Below are 13015 nucleotides of genomic sequence, written 5' to 3'. Positions count from 1 at the left end.
TCACCGTTCCCGCCTTCCCGCCGTCTCACCGGCCGTCTCTTCTCGTCCGGTCGTCACCTTCCGGCCCTCTCCGTCGCTCAGATCGTCGCCCTGCTCCCGGCCGCGCCCTGCGGAGCCGTACGCCTCCGGAAGCATCCTGCCGGATCCGGGGGCGGCGGTCGCCGTGGTCCGCTCGCGTCCGCCGTCGATCCGGTAGCCGAGCCAGGCCAGCGCGACGGCCAGCACGCCGCCGCAGACGATGGCCGAGTCCGCCGCGTTGAACACCGGGAAGCTCCCGACCGCGATGAAGTCCACGACGTGCCCCTCGAAGGGCGCGGGGGCGCGGAACAGGCGGTCGGTGAGGTTGCCGAGCGCGCCGCCGAGCAGCAGGCCGAGCGTGATCGCCCATGGCAGGCTGCGCAGCCTCGGCGCGTAGCGGACGATCACGGCGGCAACCACGACGGCGATCAGCGTGAACACGAACGTCATGCCGGTGCCGATGCTGAACGCGGCGCCGGGGTTGCGGATCACCCGCAGCTGCAGCAGGTCACCGATGAGGCGCACCGGAGGCCGATTCTCCAGCATGGCCACCACGATCGTCTTGCTCGCCAGGTCGATGGCGTACACGCCGGCGGCGACCAGGGTGAGCGCCGCCGCCCGCCGGGGCCGCGACGCGCCGCCGGAGTCCGGCTCGGGCGTGGAGGCGTCGCCCGAGGTCAGCGGCGTTCCTCCCGCTGCTTGCAGGTCACGCACAGCGTCGCCCGGGGAAACGCCCGCAGCCGTTCCTTGCCGATCGGCCTCTGGCACGATTCGCACACTCCGTAGGTTCCCGCGTCCACTCGGGCGATCGCCCGCTCGTTCTGCGCGAGCAGGTCGCGCGCATTCAGGGTAAGGGCGATTTCGCGCTCACGTTCGTAGGTCTTCGCGCCGGCGTCCGCCTCGTCGTCGCCGTCGCTCTCGCTGTTCTCCCCGGACGCCATCTGGGATTCGGCCCGTGCGATGTCGGCCTTGAGCTCCTCGATCTCCTGGAGCAGGGTCGCCCGCACCTCGGCCAGCTCCTCCTGGGTCCAGGCGTCGCCGTCGATCGTGGTGTCGTCCTTCCCCGTCCGCGTAGTGCCGGCCATCGTGGCCTCCTTGCCGATGAACCACATGAGCAGTTCGGGAAGCATAGGCCGCGGATAACAAATCGGCAAACGACCCGCCGCCGCCCTTCCTGGTTGCAAGCCGATGGTCTACCCGGATCTCCGGAAGGTCACCCCTCGCGGAGCGCTTCGGCCCGTTTGGCCAGCTCCTTCTCGTCGCCGGAGATCTCCACCACCTTGTCGCGGCTCGTCTGCCCGGAGACCAGGCGCACGTCGGCGCGGCGCACCCCGAACGCCTCGGCCACGGCGCGCAGCGCCGCCTCGGTGGCCTTGCCGTCGACCGCCCGCGCGTGCACCTTGACCACGACGGCCGCCTCGCCGTACGCGCCTCCGACGCCCTCGCGCGAGGCACCCGGCCGCACCCTGATCGCCAACCGCACGGCGAACCCTCTCTCCCGTCACTTCGGCCCGTCGCCACCGGCCCCGTACCACCGGCCGATTATTCGCACGCCGCACCGGTGCGCGTGCGTTATCTTTTAGTCTGCAAGGCGTTGATGGGGACGAGTACCTCCGCCCCCTTCCGCAGGAGCGAGCCGGGGACGGTGCGAGCCCGGCGCGGAAGCCGGAGGGAAGATCACCCCGGAGCCGCCGGAAGAAAGGCCCCGCGACCGCACGCCGCAGTATGACATGGCGTGACATGGCGTGTGATGGCGTGGCCGAGTAGAACCGGCAGCGGCGATCAATGAGAGGGCCTTCCGCGTCGCCGGAGGGTCAAGGAGGGTGGTACCGCGGGGTTGTTCGCCTCGTCCCTCCGCGCCAGGACGTATCGACGATGCCGGTGTGGAGGTCCCACCCACGATGAACGCACACCGTTTCACGCCCCTTCCCGCGCAGGTCGACCTGCCCGCGATCGAACGCGAGGTGCTCGCCCGGTGGCGTGACGGGAAGGTGTTCGAACGCTCGCTGGAGCAGAACGCCTCCGGCCCGCAGTGGACCTTCTACGAGGGCCCGCCGACCGCCAACGGCATGCCCGGCGTGCACCACGTGGAGGCCCGCGTCTTCAAGGACGTCTTCCCCCGCTACCGCTCCATGCGCGGCTACCACGTGCCGCGCAAGGCCGGGTGGGACTGCCACGGCCTGCCCGTCGAGGTGGCCGTGGAGAAGGAGCTCGGCCTGTCCGGCAAGCCGCAGATCGAGGCGTACGGCATCGCCGAGTTCAACGCCCGCTGCCGCGAGTCGGTGCTGCGGCACGTGGACGCGTTCGAGGAGCTCACCGAGCGGATGGGCTACTGGGTCGACCTGTCCCAGGCGTACCGGACCATGGACCCCGACTACGTCGAGGCCGTCTGGTGGTCGCTCAAGGCGATCTGGGACAAGGACCTGCTGTTCCGCGACTACCGCATCACCCCGTACTGCCCGCGCTGCGGCACCGGCCTGTCCGACCACGAGCTCGGCCAGCCGGGCGGCTACGAGACGATCACCAGCCCGTCGGTGTACGTGCGCATGCCCGCCACCTCCGGCCCGCTCGCCGACCTGAACGCGGCGCTGCTGATCTGGACCACCACGCCGTGGACGCTGGTGTCGAACACGGCCGTGGCCGTGCACCCGGACGTGACCTACGTGGCCGCCCGCCAGGCCGGGTCCGAGGAGGTCCTGGTGGTCGCCGAGCCGCTGCTCGCCCGGGTGCTCGGCGAGGACGCCGAGGTCGTCGCCGCCTTCAAGGGCGCCGACCTGGAGCACACGACCTACACCCGGCCGTTCGAGCTGGTGGACATCCCGGGCGCGCACTACGTGGTGCTCGCCGACTACGTCACGATCGAGGACGGCACCGGCCTGGTCCACCAGGCCCCGGCGTTCGGCGCCGACGACATGACCATCTGCAAGCGGTACGGCCTGCCCGTGGTCAACCCGATCGGCGCCGACGGCCGCTTCCTTGCCGACGTGCCGTTCGTCGGCGGCGAGTTCTTCAAGGACGCCGACGAGCGGCTCACCGAGGACCTGCGCTCCCGCGGCCTGCTGTTCCGCGGCGAGCACTTCGACCACAGCTACCCGCACTGCTGGCGCTGCCACACGCCGCTGCTGTACTACGCGCTGCCCGCCTGGTACATCCGCACCACGGCGCTGAAGGAGCAGCTCCTCGCCGAGAACGAGAAGACCACCTGGTACCCCGAGACGATCAAGTGGGGCCGGTTCGGCGAGTGGCTGCGCAACAACGTGGACTGGGCGCTGTCGCGGTCGCGCTACTGGGGCACGCCGCTGCCGCTGTGGCTGTGCACCGCCGACGAGTCGCACGTCACCTGCGTCGGCTCGCTGGAGGAGCTGGGGCGGCACGCCGGGCGCGACCTGTCCTCGCTCGACCCGCACCGGCCGTACGTGGACGACGTCACCTTCCCGTGCCCGACCTGCGGCGCGGAGGCGCGGCGGGTGCCGGACGTGATCGACGCCTGGTACGACTCGGGGGCGATGCCGTTCGCCCAGTGGGGCGCGCCGTACCGGAACAAGGAGGTCTTCGAGAGCTCCTACCCGGCGCAGTACATCTGCGAGGCGATCGACCAGACCCGCGGCTGGTTCTACTCGCTGATGGCGGTCGGCACGCTGGTGTTCGGGCGCTCGTCGTACGAGAACGTGCTGTGCCTGGGCCACATCCTGGCCGAGGACGGCCGCAAGATGAGCAAGCACCTCGGCAACGTGCTGCAGCCGATGCCGCTGATGGAGCAGCACGGCGCCGACGCGCTGCGCTGGTTCATGGCCTGCTCCGGCTCGCCGTGGGCGTCCCGGCGGGTCGGCCGCGCCGCGCTTGAGGAGATCGTCCGCAAGGTCCTGCTGACCTATTGGAACACCGTCTCGTTCTTCACCCTGTACGCCGGGGCCGAGTCCTGGTCGCCCACGGCCGACCCCAACGGCAACGCCCCGGCGTACGCGGACCGGCCGCTCATCGACCGGTGGGCGCTGGCCGAGCTGCAGCGGACCGTGGGCGAGGTCGGCGAGGCGCTGGACGACTTCGACACCGCGCGGGCCGGTCGGCGGCTCAGCGAGTTCCTCGACGACCTGTCCAACTGGTACGTGCGGCGCTCCCGGCGGCGGTTCTGGAACGGCGAGAAGGCCGCGTTCGCGACGCTGTACGAGTGCCTGGAGACCGTCACGCGGCTGATGGCGCCGATCGTGCCGTTCACCACCGACTACGTGTGGGACGTGCTGCGCACGCCCGACGCGCCCTCGTCGGTCCACCTGGCCTCCTGGCCCGAGGTGAAAGGCGACCTGCTCGACCGCGAGCTGACCGAGCGCATGGCGCTGGTGCGGCGGCTGGTCGAGCTCGGCCGCTCCGCCCGCGCCTCCAGCGGTGTGCGCACCCGGCAGCCGCTGGGCAGGGCCCTGATCGGCGCGCCCGGCTGGTCGGAGCTGTCGGCGGAGCTGCGCGAGCTGATCGCCGAGGAGCTGAACGTGCAGGCGCTTGAGGACCTGTCCGCGTTCTCGGCCGACCTGGTGACCTTCACCGTGAAGCCGAACTTCCGCGCCCTCGGCAAGCGGTTCGGCTCGCAGACCAAGCAGGTGGCGGCGGCGATCGGCGCGGCCGACCCGGCGGGCATCGCCCGTACCCTGCGCGGCGGCGGGACCGTCACCGTGGAGGCCGGGGACCTCGGCGCGGTGGAGCTCGGCCCCGACGAGGTGATCGTCACCGAGCAGCCCAAGTCGGGCTGGGCGGTGGAGACCGGCGCGGTCGACACCGGCACCGGCGAGACCGTGGCCCTCGACCTGGAGGTGACCCCGCAGCTGCGCCGCGCCGGCCTGGTCCGCGAGGTGATCCGCCTCATCCAGGACGCCCGCAAGTCGAGCGGCCTCGCCATCACCGACCGCATCGCGCTGTGGTGGACCTCCGCCGACGCCGAGCTCGCCCAGGTCCTGCGCGAGCAGGGCGACGCCGTCGCCGCCGAGGTTCTCGCCAACGCCGTCGCGGAGGGCACCGAGCCGGGCCTGCGCGAGTTCACCGACGACGACCTGCAGCTCGCCTTCCAGCTCCGCAAGTCCTGACCCGGCGCATCTCGGCCCCGGGCAGGGTGGCCACCTCCCCGCCCGGGGCCGTTCGTGTCCGCGTTTCCCACAGTGCCGCAATCGACACGGCGGCCGGGTGAGGCTCTATTCGGCCTTCGGCCCGTCGGCGGCGTCGGCGGGGTCCTCCGGGGACTCGGATCGCTCCGCCTCGGACGTACCCGTTTCTTCTTCGCGCTCGGGCGGCGAAACGGTGTCGGATGTCTCACCGGCGTCGCCGGATGTGCCGGTTTCAGAAGCCTTGTCGCGCTCCTTGTCCTGCGCCTGCCCGGTCTCTTCCCCGGATTCCTGCACCGACGAGGGCTTGGCTGAGGGCTTGGACAGGGGCTTGCCCGGAAGGGCGCCGGCCGTGCGCGGCCTCGCGAACGTGGCCGTGGCCTCGTTCCCGGCCTCATCTCCGTTCTGTCCGTTCTGTCCGTTCTTCCCGGCCTGGGCGGCATCGCCGGATTTCTCGGATTTCTCGGCCGGTTTCGGCTCGGCGGGGCCGACGGCGTCCGGCCGTCCGGCGGGCTTCGGGCGGGCGGGCGTCGATCGGGGCGGCTCGGCCGTGCCGGGAGCGGCGACATCCGCCCACGCCGACGTACCGGACGACGCCGGTTTCCGGGAGGCGGTCGAGTTGCCGAACCAGTCGATCGGGGAGGCGGCGGGGGTCGATGCCGAGGACGGGCGGCGGGTGGGCAGCGGCGGGGCTCCCGAACCGCCGGTTGTCGCGCCGGGGCGGCGGGTGGGCAGCGGTGCGGATTCAGAGGCCGTGGACGCGGCGGAGGGGCGTCGCTTGGGCAACGGCGGGGCGTCGGAGGCGGTGGCCCCGGCGGGACGCCCGGCCGTGGGAGGAGACGCCTGCGAGGGCGCGGAACTCACGGCGGGTTCCCACACGGACGGCGATGAGGGCTTGGAGTCCGCGGTGGCGCCCGCGGCGGGACGGCGGCGAGGCAGCGGGGAGGACTCCGTTGCCTTGGACCCGGCGGCCGCAGGACCGGCGCTCGTGGACCCGGTGGAGGCGGAGCGCGTCGGCAGCGGCGAGGGCTCGGGGGTCCTGGACGACGGGGAGGGGTGGTGGGCCTGCTGGGCGGCGGCCGGAAGCTCGGGGAAGCCCGTGAGCGGGTTGGCGGGCTCGATGGCCGAGGGTTCGGCGGGGAAGGCCGGCTGGGGTCCGGCCGAAGAGGGGGAGGGCTGAGGCGTCGGCGACCGCAAGGCGCCGGGAGCGGAGGGGACGTGGCCGCCCTCGACGTCGGGAGGCTCGGCTGCGGTACGGGCCGTGCCGTCGGGCAGGCACGTGGTGCAGGGGGTGAACCCCTCCTCGCGTGCCTCCTCGTAGGTGAGTTCCTCGTTTTCGCGCCCGGCGAGCTGACGGCAGCCGGGGCGGTGGAAGCGCTTGCGGCCCGGGATGACCTTGACGATCGTGTCGGGCGGGAGCACTCCGGGGCCGGTCGAGGGGCCGGACGGGTACGGGGACGCCGCCGGTGGGGTGAAGGGATCGCGCGGCGCGGTGGCGGCGGAGGACGCGGGGTGCTGCCCGGGAGGGGCTGGGGGCATGGAGGGCCCGAGGTGCCCTGGGCCTGGTGGCACGGACGCCTGCGGATGCGGCGGGGCCGGCATGCCCGAGACCGGGGGGTGCGGCATGGCGGGCGGCGCCATGCCGGGGGCCGTCAGCCCGGTGGGGGACTGCATGCCGCCGGGGATGTTCAGTCCTGCGTGACCCCCTGCTTGGCCCCCTAGGTGACCGCCTGCGTGACCCCCTGAGTGTCCCCCTGTGTGTCCCGGCATCGCGCCGATGCCGGGGGCTGTGGCCGAGCCGGGGAACGCGCCGGGGGCGGCCATTCCGCCCGGTGCGGTGGCCAGTCCGGGGTCGGGGACTCCACCCGGGGCGGTCATCCCGCTCGCGGTCGTCATGCCCGAGGCGGTCGTCATGCCCGGGACGGTCATGCCGGGCTGGGGGGTCATGCCCGCCTGAGTCGTCATCCCCGCAGGAGCCGTCGCTCCCGCGGTGGCTCCCACGGACGCCATGGCGTCCGCGTGGGCGCCCATCGCCGTCGGGGGGACGGTCGCCTGACCCTGATCCGGAGGCGGCGAGCCTGCGGATCCGGCACCGCCGGGGAACAACTCGTGGCGGCGTAACAACGCCCCGATCAGCAGACAGACCGCGGACAGCACGCTGACCACGATCGACCACATGACCAGGAACGGCTTCGCGAGAAACACTCCCGCGATGAGCAGGACGATGGCCACGAGCACCAGCGCGGCGCTGATGAGGATCACTAGGGCATTCTCCCAGTTGCGGGCACTCCCGGCGATCACCGGTTGTGACCCGAAACCTTACCGGCTACGTGTCCCTGCCGAGGCTTACCCGGACGATTCCGCGTACCGGCGCGCTACCGGCGCTCGGTGTGCGGCCCGTCGGCGCCCTGGAACGCCCCCTGGTGCTGCGGGGCGTCGGTGGCGAACGGGTTGGGCGCACCCGGGATCTGGGCCGGGCCACCGGCGTGGGACAGGGCGGGGGCGCCGCCCATCTGGCCGGAGACGATGGGGAAGCCGCCGCTGGACTCGGCGGAGACGTTCAGCTCGGCGAGCTGGTTCTCCAGGTACAGCTTGAGCCGGCTGCGGTACTCGCGCTCGAAGCTGCGCAGCTCGTCGACCTTGCGCTCCAGCTCGTCGCGGGTCTGCACCAGCGACCCCATCGCCTGGCGGTGCCGCTCCTGGGCGTCGCGCTCAAGGGTTTCGGCGCGGGCGCGGGCGTCCCCGATGATCTGCTCGGCCTGACGGCGGGACTTGGCGAGGATCTCGTCGGCCTCGCGGCGCGCCCGGGTCACCGTCTCGTCCGCCTCCCGGCGGGCGTCGGCGATCGCCTGGTCGGCCGTCTGCTGGGCGAGGGCCAGCACGCGGGCGGCGGTGTCCATGTTGTCCTCGGCCGGGGGCATGCCCATGCCGACCGGGACGGGCTCGGGACGAACCGGCTCCGGCGGCTTCATCGGCTCCGGCGGGGGTGCCATCATCTCGGGCTTGGGCTCGACTACGGGAGCGGAGGCCATGGACATGCCCATGCCGCCCGGGACCTTGCCCCGCAGGCACTCGGCCAGCTTGGCGCGGAGCTCCTCGTTCTCCTGGATGAGGCGGTCGAGCTCGGCCTCCACCTCGTCCAGGAAGGCGTCGACCTCCTCCTCGTCGTAGCCCGGCCTCAACCGGGTCGTACTGAACTGCTTGTTCCGCACATCAGCGGGCGTCAGCGGCATTTCGGTCTCCTTGGCGCGCTTGGAGTAGGTCCGGGGAACAGACCCGCTCAGAAGTTGAGCGCGGACACGACTTGGATCAAGACCAAGACCACAATGAACAGCACTGTGAAGCTTAGGTCAAAGGCAACGGTACCCAACCGGAGGGGCGGAATGAAACGGCGGAGGAACCTGAGCGGTGGGTCGGTCGCGGTGTAGGTGGCCTCGGCGACGACCAGCACGACCCCCGTGGGACGCCAGGCACGCGCGAACGCCTGAACCGTCTCAAAAATCATTCTGCCGATCAACAGGACCAGATACAGGGACAGGACGGTCACCAAGATGTTCGAGATGATCCCCACGATCCCGTCCCGCCTCCGTTCTGGTCTGCAGCCTCCGCGTGTGAACCGAGCCTACCGCGCGGGCCTGAACTGTTCATGGTGGAACTCTAGCTCTGATTGAAGAAGCCGCGTTCCGCGATTCGGGCCTTATCCTCGGCGGTCACCTCTACGTTGGCTGGGGACAACAGGAACACCTTGTTGGTAACACGTTCGATGCTCCCGTGCAGCCCGAACACCAACCCAGCCGCGAAATCGACCAGACGCTTGGCGTCGCTGTCGACCATCTCGGTCAGGTTCATGATGACGGGGGTCCCCTCCCGGAAGTGCTCTCCTATCGTACGTGCCTCGTTGTACGTGCGGGGGTGAAGCGTGGTGATGCGCGTCAAATCGGTGGTACGGCGCTCCAGGACGGTCGTCGCGGGGCGCGGGGCCGGCACCTGGCCCTCGGTCTCCTCGTCGGGGTCGTGCGCGCCCGCGCGGGGGTCGGCATGGGCTCCGGAGACGCTCCGGTCGACGGCGGCCCGGCGGGGGTCGTCGTAGTCCTCGTAGTCCTCATCGTCGTGGTAGGTGTCATACCTCTCGTAGCGGTCGTCCTCCACGAGACCGAGGTAGACCGCCATCTTCCGCATCGCGCCGGCCATACTTCGTCCTCCGTCGTTCCGCCGGGTCGGGTCGCCGCCCGCTCGCGACGGGACCGCCCTCATCGTCCCGCCACGCCCGGGTCGGGTCCCCTCTCCCCGGCCTTGAGGGCCCAACACGCGGACACCAAGGTCCACTTGGGGGACATTACCTGACGAAGGGCTTCCTGCGGCCGAGCAACGCCGTACCAACACGCACATGTGTCGCGCCGTTTGCTATCGCCTGCCGCAGATCCGCGCTCATCCCCGCGGAGACCATCCATGCGTCCGGATGCTCCGCCCGCACCGCCCGCGCCACCTCGGCGAGCCTGGCGAAGGCGGGCTCGGGGTCCTCCCCGAGCGGCGCGACCGCCATGACCCCGGCGAGGCGCAGCCCCTCGGTGCCGGCGACGGCCTCGGCGAGCTCGGGCACCTGCGCCGGGGGCGCCCCGCCCCGGCCGGGGTCGGGGTCCTTCTCCAAGGCCACCTGCACCAGGCAGGCGATCTCCCGGCCGGCCCGGACGGCCTCGGCGCCGAGGACCCGGACCAGCCGGGCGCGGTCCACCGAGTGCACCATGTCGGCGTAGGAGACCACCGACCTGACCTTGTTCGTCTGCAGCCGCCCGATGAAGTGCCAGGTGAGCGGGAGGTCGGCGCAGTCGCGGGCCTTGACGGACGCCTCCTGGTCGCGGTTCTCGCCGATGCCGGTCACGCCGAGCCCGGCGAGGATGCGTACGTCGGAGGCCGGATAGGTCTTGGTCACCGCGATGAGGGTGACCTCGCTTCGGTCCCGCCCGGCGGCGGCGCAGGCCTCGGCGATGCGCCGCTCCACCCGGGCGAGGTTCGCGGCCAGTTCGGTACGGCGTGCCGCCGGGTCGGCGGCCGCCGCGTCATCGTCCCGATATGTCACTACTGTCGTCTATTGCTGTGTCCGTGGCGGGTCCGCAGCGGGTCCGCCGCGGAGCGCGCCCGTCCGGCGTCCCGTGAGGTCATCGAGATCACTTGAGGAAGTCGGGCACGTCGAGCTCCTCCTCCTGCTCCTCGAACACCACCGGGCGGCGCCGTACCGGCTCCGAGGTCCGGGAGGTGATCGGGGTCGCCGGGGGCGGCTCGGGGGCGGGCCGGGGGATGGCGACGGGGGCGGGCGGCTGCCCGGCGTCGGCCTCCCGGCCCTGGAGCGCGCCGTGGTCCTGGGCGGACGAGGCGATCGGGGTCACGGGCGCCGGGGCGTCGGCGTCCGCCGGGGTGGGCGCGCCCAGCGGCATGCTCGACATCGGGGTCGGCGCATGCGCGGCTGTGCCGGAACCCACATGGCCGGAACCCACATGGCCGGAGCCCGCGTGGCCCGCGCCGAAGGAGCCGGTGTGGCCGCCGGAGTGACCCGTACCCTGGCCGCCCTGAGCGGCGGCCTGCGGGCCGGAGACGGACGAGGACGGGCCGGAGGAGCCCGCGGCCGTCGCTCCGGACGCCGGGGAGGCCGTGGCGGACGGACCCGTGGAGGCGGCGCCGAAGGGCCGGGCGGGCGGCGTCTCCGGGCGGCGGTCGAAGCGAGACTCGGCCTTGGCCGCCGGGGCGGCGGGCGCGGACGACCGGGACGGCGGCGGCTCGGGCGCGCGGGACGGCTGGGGCCGCGCGGCGGGCTGCGGGAGCTTGTCGCGGCTCGCGGGCGGGGGCTCGTCGAAGCCGGCGGCGATCACGGTCACCCGGACCTCGTCGCCGAGGGCGTCGTCGATGACCGTGCCGAAGATGATGTTGGCGTCGCTGGCGGCGGCGTTCGACACGAGCTGGGCCGCCTCGTTGATCTCGAACAGGCCGAGGTCGGAGCCGCCCGCGATCGACAGCAGCACGCCGTGGGCGCCGTCGATGCTGGCCTCCAGCAGCGGGCTGGAGACGGCCATCTCGGCCGCGGCGACCGAGCGGTCGTCGCCGCGGGCGTGGCCGATGCCCATCAGCGCCGAGCCCGCGCCCGACATGACGGACTTGACGTCGGCGAAGTCGAGGTTGATCAGACCCGGGGTGGTGATCAGGTCGGTGATGCCCTGGACACCGGAGAGCAGCACCTGGTCGGCGGCCTTGAAGGCGTCGAGCACACTCACCTGCCGATCGGAGATTGAAAGCAGGCGGTCGTTGGGAATGACAATGAGCGTGTCAACCTCGTCACGCAGCGTCTCGATGCCGGCCTCGGCCTGCATCGCCCGGCGTTTGCCCTCGAAGCTGAAGGGCCGGGTCACCACGCCGATGGTGAGCGCGCCCAGGGAGCGCGCGATGTTCGCCACGACCGGCGCGCCTCCGGTGCCCGTGCCACCGCCCTCCCCTGCGGTCACGAACACCATGTCGGCGCCCTTGAGGACCTCCTCGATCTCCTCACGGTGGTCCTCGGCGGCCTTGCGGCCCACCTCCGGGTTGGCGCCCGCGCCCAGGCCGCGCGTGAGTTCGCGGCCCACGTCCAGTTTCACGTCGGCGTCACTCATCAGCAGCGCCTGGGCGTCGGTGTTGATGGCGATGAACTCGACGCCCTTGAGTCCCTCTTCGATCATCCGGTTGACGGCGTTGACGCCGCCGCCGCCGATCCCGACGACCTTGATGACCGCGAGGTAGTTCTGCGGTGCTGCCACGACGAGGGGCCTTTCCGCTCGTTTACTTGCATTTCCTGAGATCCGGGTTACCGGATCGGCCTATTCCAAACCCTCACCCTCAAGTTGAGATTTAGAGTTATGTCAACCTGAGGATTGATACGGACAGTAGGGTTGGTCCTCCCCCAGGGTCAACTAACCTCGCCGCAAGCACGCCCGGCGTGTCGCGCACTGTCCCATTCGCACTCACCGGTTCTCCGACCCCGATCGGCGTACCTCACCCCGCCGCCTTGCCACGCGCGCCGTCGCGATTGACGACGCTATTTGACTATGCCCACATCGCCACCTCCCGCGCCACCCACACCGCCGCATTCACCTCATCGCTCCGCGAGTCGCCCGCGTGTCACCTGACGACGGCGACGTCCGGCGAGCTGACGTCGAAGGTCTTGCCCGGCCGTTGCAGCAGGGACAGCAGGACCCGCGCCTTCAGGTCGCCGTGGTCGGCGTCGCCCCAGGTCACGGTACGGCCGTCGGCGAGGCTGAGGGTCACCGAGGTGGCCGAGGCGGCCTGCACCTGTTCGACCCGGCGGGCGAGCCGTTGCGGCATTCCGTGGATCACCGCGAGGGCGGCCCTGGCCGTTGGGTCGTCGGGCGACAGCCGGGGGACGACCAGGCGGGGCAGGCCCGGCGGGGCGTTGTCGCGCAGGCTGACGACCACGCCGTAACGGTCCACGAGCGCCGTCCGGCCGCCGACCACGGCGACCGCGATCGGCGTGCGCTCCCGCACCCGGATGCGCAGGGTCCCCGGCCAGCCGCGCTCGACCCCCGCCCACTCGATCGGCGGCAGCGCGGCGATCCGCGCCCGCACCACGTCCACGTCGACCTTGGCCAGCGGTTCGCCGACGGCGACGCCGGCCGCACGCCTGATCACCTCGTCCGGGATCTCGTCGTTGCCGGAGATCTCCACCCGGTCCACGCCGAGCAGCGGCGAGAAGAACACCACCCAGGTAGCCGCCCCGACGACCCCGGCGGCGAGCAGCGCCACCAGCGGAACGCGCCAGGCACGCCGCACCGGCCCCGGCGGCTCCCGCCGGTCCGGATCGGGCGCCGGATCGGCGTCCTGCGCCACACCGGCCTCCAGGCCGCCTCTCGCCTCGCTCATCGCCCCCC

Annotated in this window: 12 protein-coding genes; 2 read left to right on the top strand and 10 right to left on the bottom strand. The window is 72.1% G+C overall.

The genetic code is table 11. The annotated features are described in order from the left end of the window. From lspA to AB0K60_RS23235, 3 genes are all read right to left on the bottom strand, one after another. Entirely contained in the window at positions 1-732 is a 732-nt protein-coding gene (gene lspA, locus AB0K60_RS23245; protein WP_364058578.1) for a signal peptidase II, read from the bottom strand. Continuing rightward, the gene (locus tag AB0K60_RS23240) at positions 696-1103 is read right to left on the bottom strand and encodes a TraR/DksA C4-type zinc finger protein (protein WP_364059125.1); all 408 of its coding nucleotides are present in this window, start codon (positions 1101-1103) and stop codon (positions 696-698) included. Before AB0K60_RS23240 ends, lspA begins: the two co-directional genes overlap by 37 nt. A gap of 128 nt (positions 1104-1231) precedes the next feature. Then, complete coding sequence (locus AB0K60_RS23235) at positions 1232-1501, bottom strand: DUF167 domain-containing protein (RefSeq protein WP_364058575.1); 270 nt, start codon at positions 1499-1501, stop codon at positions 1232-1234. Positions 1502-1919: 418 nt separating this feature from the next. Here AB0K60_RS23235 and ileS point away from each other — a divergent pair, with 418 nt between their 5' ends. Then, a complete protein-coding gene (gene ileS, locus AB0K60_RS23230) occupies positions 1920-5090 on the top strand; it encodes an isoleucine--tRNA ligase (RefSeq protein WP_364058572.1) in 3171 nt (1056 codons plus the stop codon). 105 nt (positions 5091-5195) lie between these two features. Here ileS and AB0K60_RS23225 read toward each other — a convergent pair whose 3' ends face one another. Then, positions 5196-6779 carry a hypothetical protein gene (locus AB0K60_RS23225; RefSeq protein ID WP_364058569.1) on the bottom strand — a complete coding sequence of 528 codons (1584 nt, stop codon included), beginning with the start codon at positions 6777-6779 and terminating at the stop codon, positions 5196-5198. A 103-nt stretch (positions 6780-6882) separates the two neighbouring features. Here AB0K60_RS23225 and AB0K60_RS23220 point away from each other — a divergent pair, with 103 nt between their 5' ends. Next, a complete protein-coding gene (locus AB0K60_RS23220; protein WP_364058566.1) occupies positions 6883-7062 on the top strand; it encodes a hypothetical protein in 180 nt (59 codons plus the stop codon). Between the two features lie 418 nt (positions 7063-7480). On the opposite strand, the gene AB0K60_RS23215 is transcribed toward AB0K60_RS23220, so the two are convergent. The 6 genes from AB0K60_RS23215 to AB0K60_RS23190 all read right to left on the bottom strand — a co-directional run bounded on the left by AB0K60_RS23215 (position 7481) and on the right by AB0K60_RS23190 (position 13007). Next, on the bottom strand, positions 7481-8338 hold the full coding sequence (locus AB0K60_RS23215; RefSeq protein ID WP_364058563.1) for a DivIVA domain-containing protein: 858 nt from the start codon (positions 8336-8338) through the stop codon (positions 7481-7483). Positions 8339-8385: 47 nt separating this feature from the next. Further along, the gene (locus AB0K60_RS23210; protein ID WP_364058560.1) at positions 8386-8676 is read right to left on the bottom strand and encodes a YggT family protein; all 291 of its coding nucleotides are present in this window, start codon (positions 8674-8676) and stop codon (positions 8386-8388) included. A gap of 86 nt (positions 8677-8762) precedes the next feature. Continuing rightward, positions 8763-9296 (bottom strand): cell division protein SepF, encoded by a 534-nt coding sequence (sepF, locus tag AB0K60_RS23205; RefSeq protein ID WP_364058557.1) that lies wholly within the window; start codon positions 9294-9296, stop codon positions 8763-8765. 145 nt (positions 9297-9441) lie between these two features. Next, positions 9442-10182 (bottom strand): YggS family pyridoxal phosphate-dependent enzyme, encoded by a 741-nt coding sequence (locus AB0K60_RS23200; RefSeq protein ID WP_364058554.1) that lies wholly within the window; start codon positions 10180-10182, stop codon positions 9442-9444. An 88-nt stretch (positions 10183-10270) separates the two neighbouring features. Then, positions 10271-11887 carry a cell division protein FtsZ gene (gene ftsZ, locus AB0K60_RS23195; protein WP_364058551.1) on the bottom strand — a complete coding sequence of 539 codons (1617 nt, stop codon included), beginning with the start codon at positions 11885-11887 and terminating at the stop codon, positions 10271-10273. 361 nt (positions 11888-12248) lie between these two features. Continuing rightward, entirely contained in the window at positions 12249-13007 is a 759-nt protein-coding gene (locus AB0K60_RS23190) for an FtsQ-type POTRA domain-containing protein (protein ID WP_364058548.1), read from the bottom strand. Between the last annotated feature and the right edge of the window lie 8 nt (positions 13008-13015).

This window comes from Thermopolyspora sp. NPDC052614 (genome assembly GCF_040678635.1).
In the GTDB taxonomy this organism is placed as follows: Bacteria; Actinomycetota; Actinomycetes; order Streptosporangiales; family Streptosporangiaceae; genus Thermopolyspora.
Note: the sequence above shows the minus strand (reverse complement) of the source record. Positions and strands in the feature narration are given on the sequence as shown.

What these genes read in the sequence shown, in the direction of transcription:
- sepF (WP_364058557.1), bottom strand. Translation starts at nt 9,296, where the DNA reads ATGGCCGGCGCGATGCGGAAGATGGCGGTCTACCTCGGTCTCGTGGAG.
- AB0K60_RS23240 (WP_364059125.1), bottom strand. Translation starts at nt 1,103, where the DNA reads ATGGCCGGCACTACGCGGACGGGGAAGGACGACACCACGATCGACGGC.
- AB0K60_RS23190 (WP_364058548.1), bottom strand. Translation starts at nt 13,007, where the DNA reads ATGAGCGAGGCGAGAGGCGGCCTGGAGGCCGGTGTGGCGCAGGACGCC.
- ileS (WP_364058572.1), top strand. Translation starts at nt 1,920, where the DNA reads ATGAACGCACACCGTTTCACGCCCCTTCCCGCGCAGGTCGACCTGCCC.
- AB0K60_RS23220 (WP_364058566.1), top strand. Translation starts at nt 6,883, where the DNA reads ATGCCGGGGGCTGTGGCCGAGCCGGGGAACGCGCCGGGGGCGGCCATT.
- AB0K60_RS23215 (WP_364058563.1), bottom strand. Translation starts at nt 8,338, where the DNA reads ATGCCGCTGACGCCCGCTGATGTGCGGAACAAGCAGTTCAGTACGACC.
- AB0K60_RS23225 (WP_364058569.1), bottom strand. Translation starts at nt 6,779, where the DNA reads ATGCAGTCCCCCACCGGGCTGACGGCCCCCGGCATGGCGCCGCCCGCC.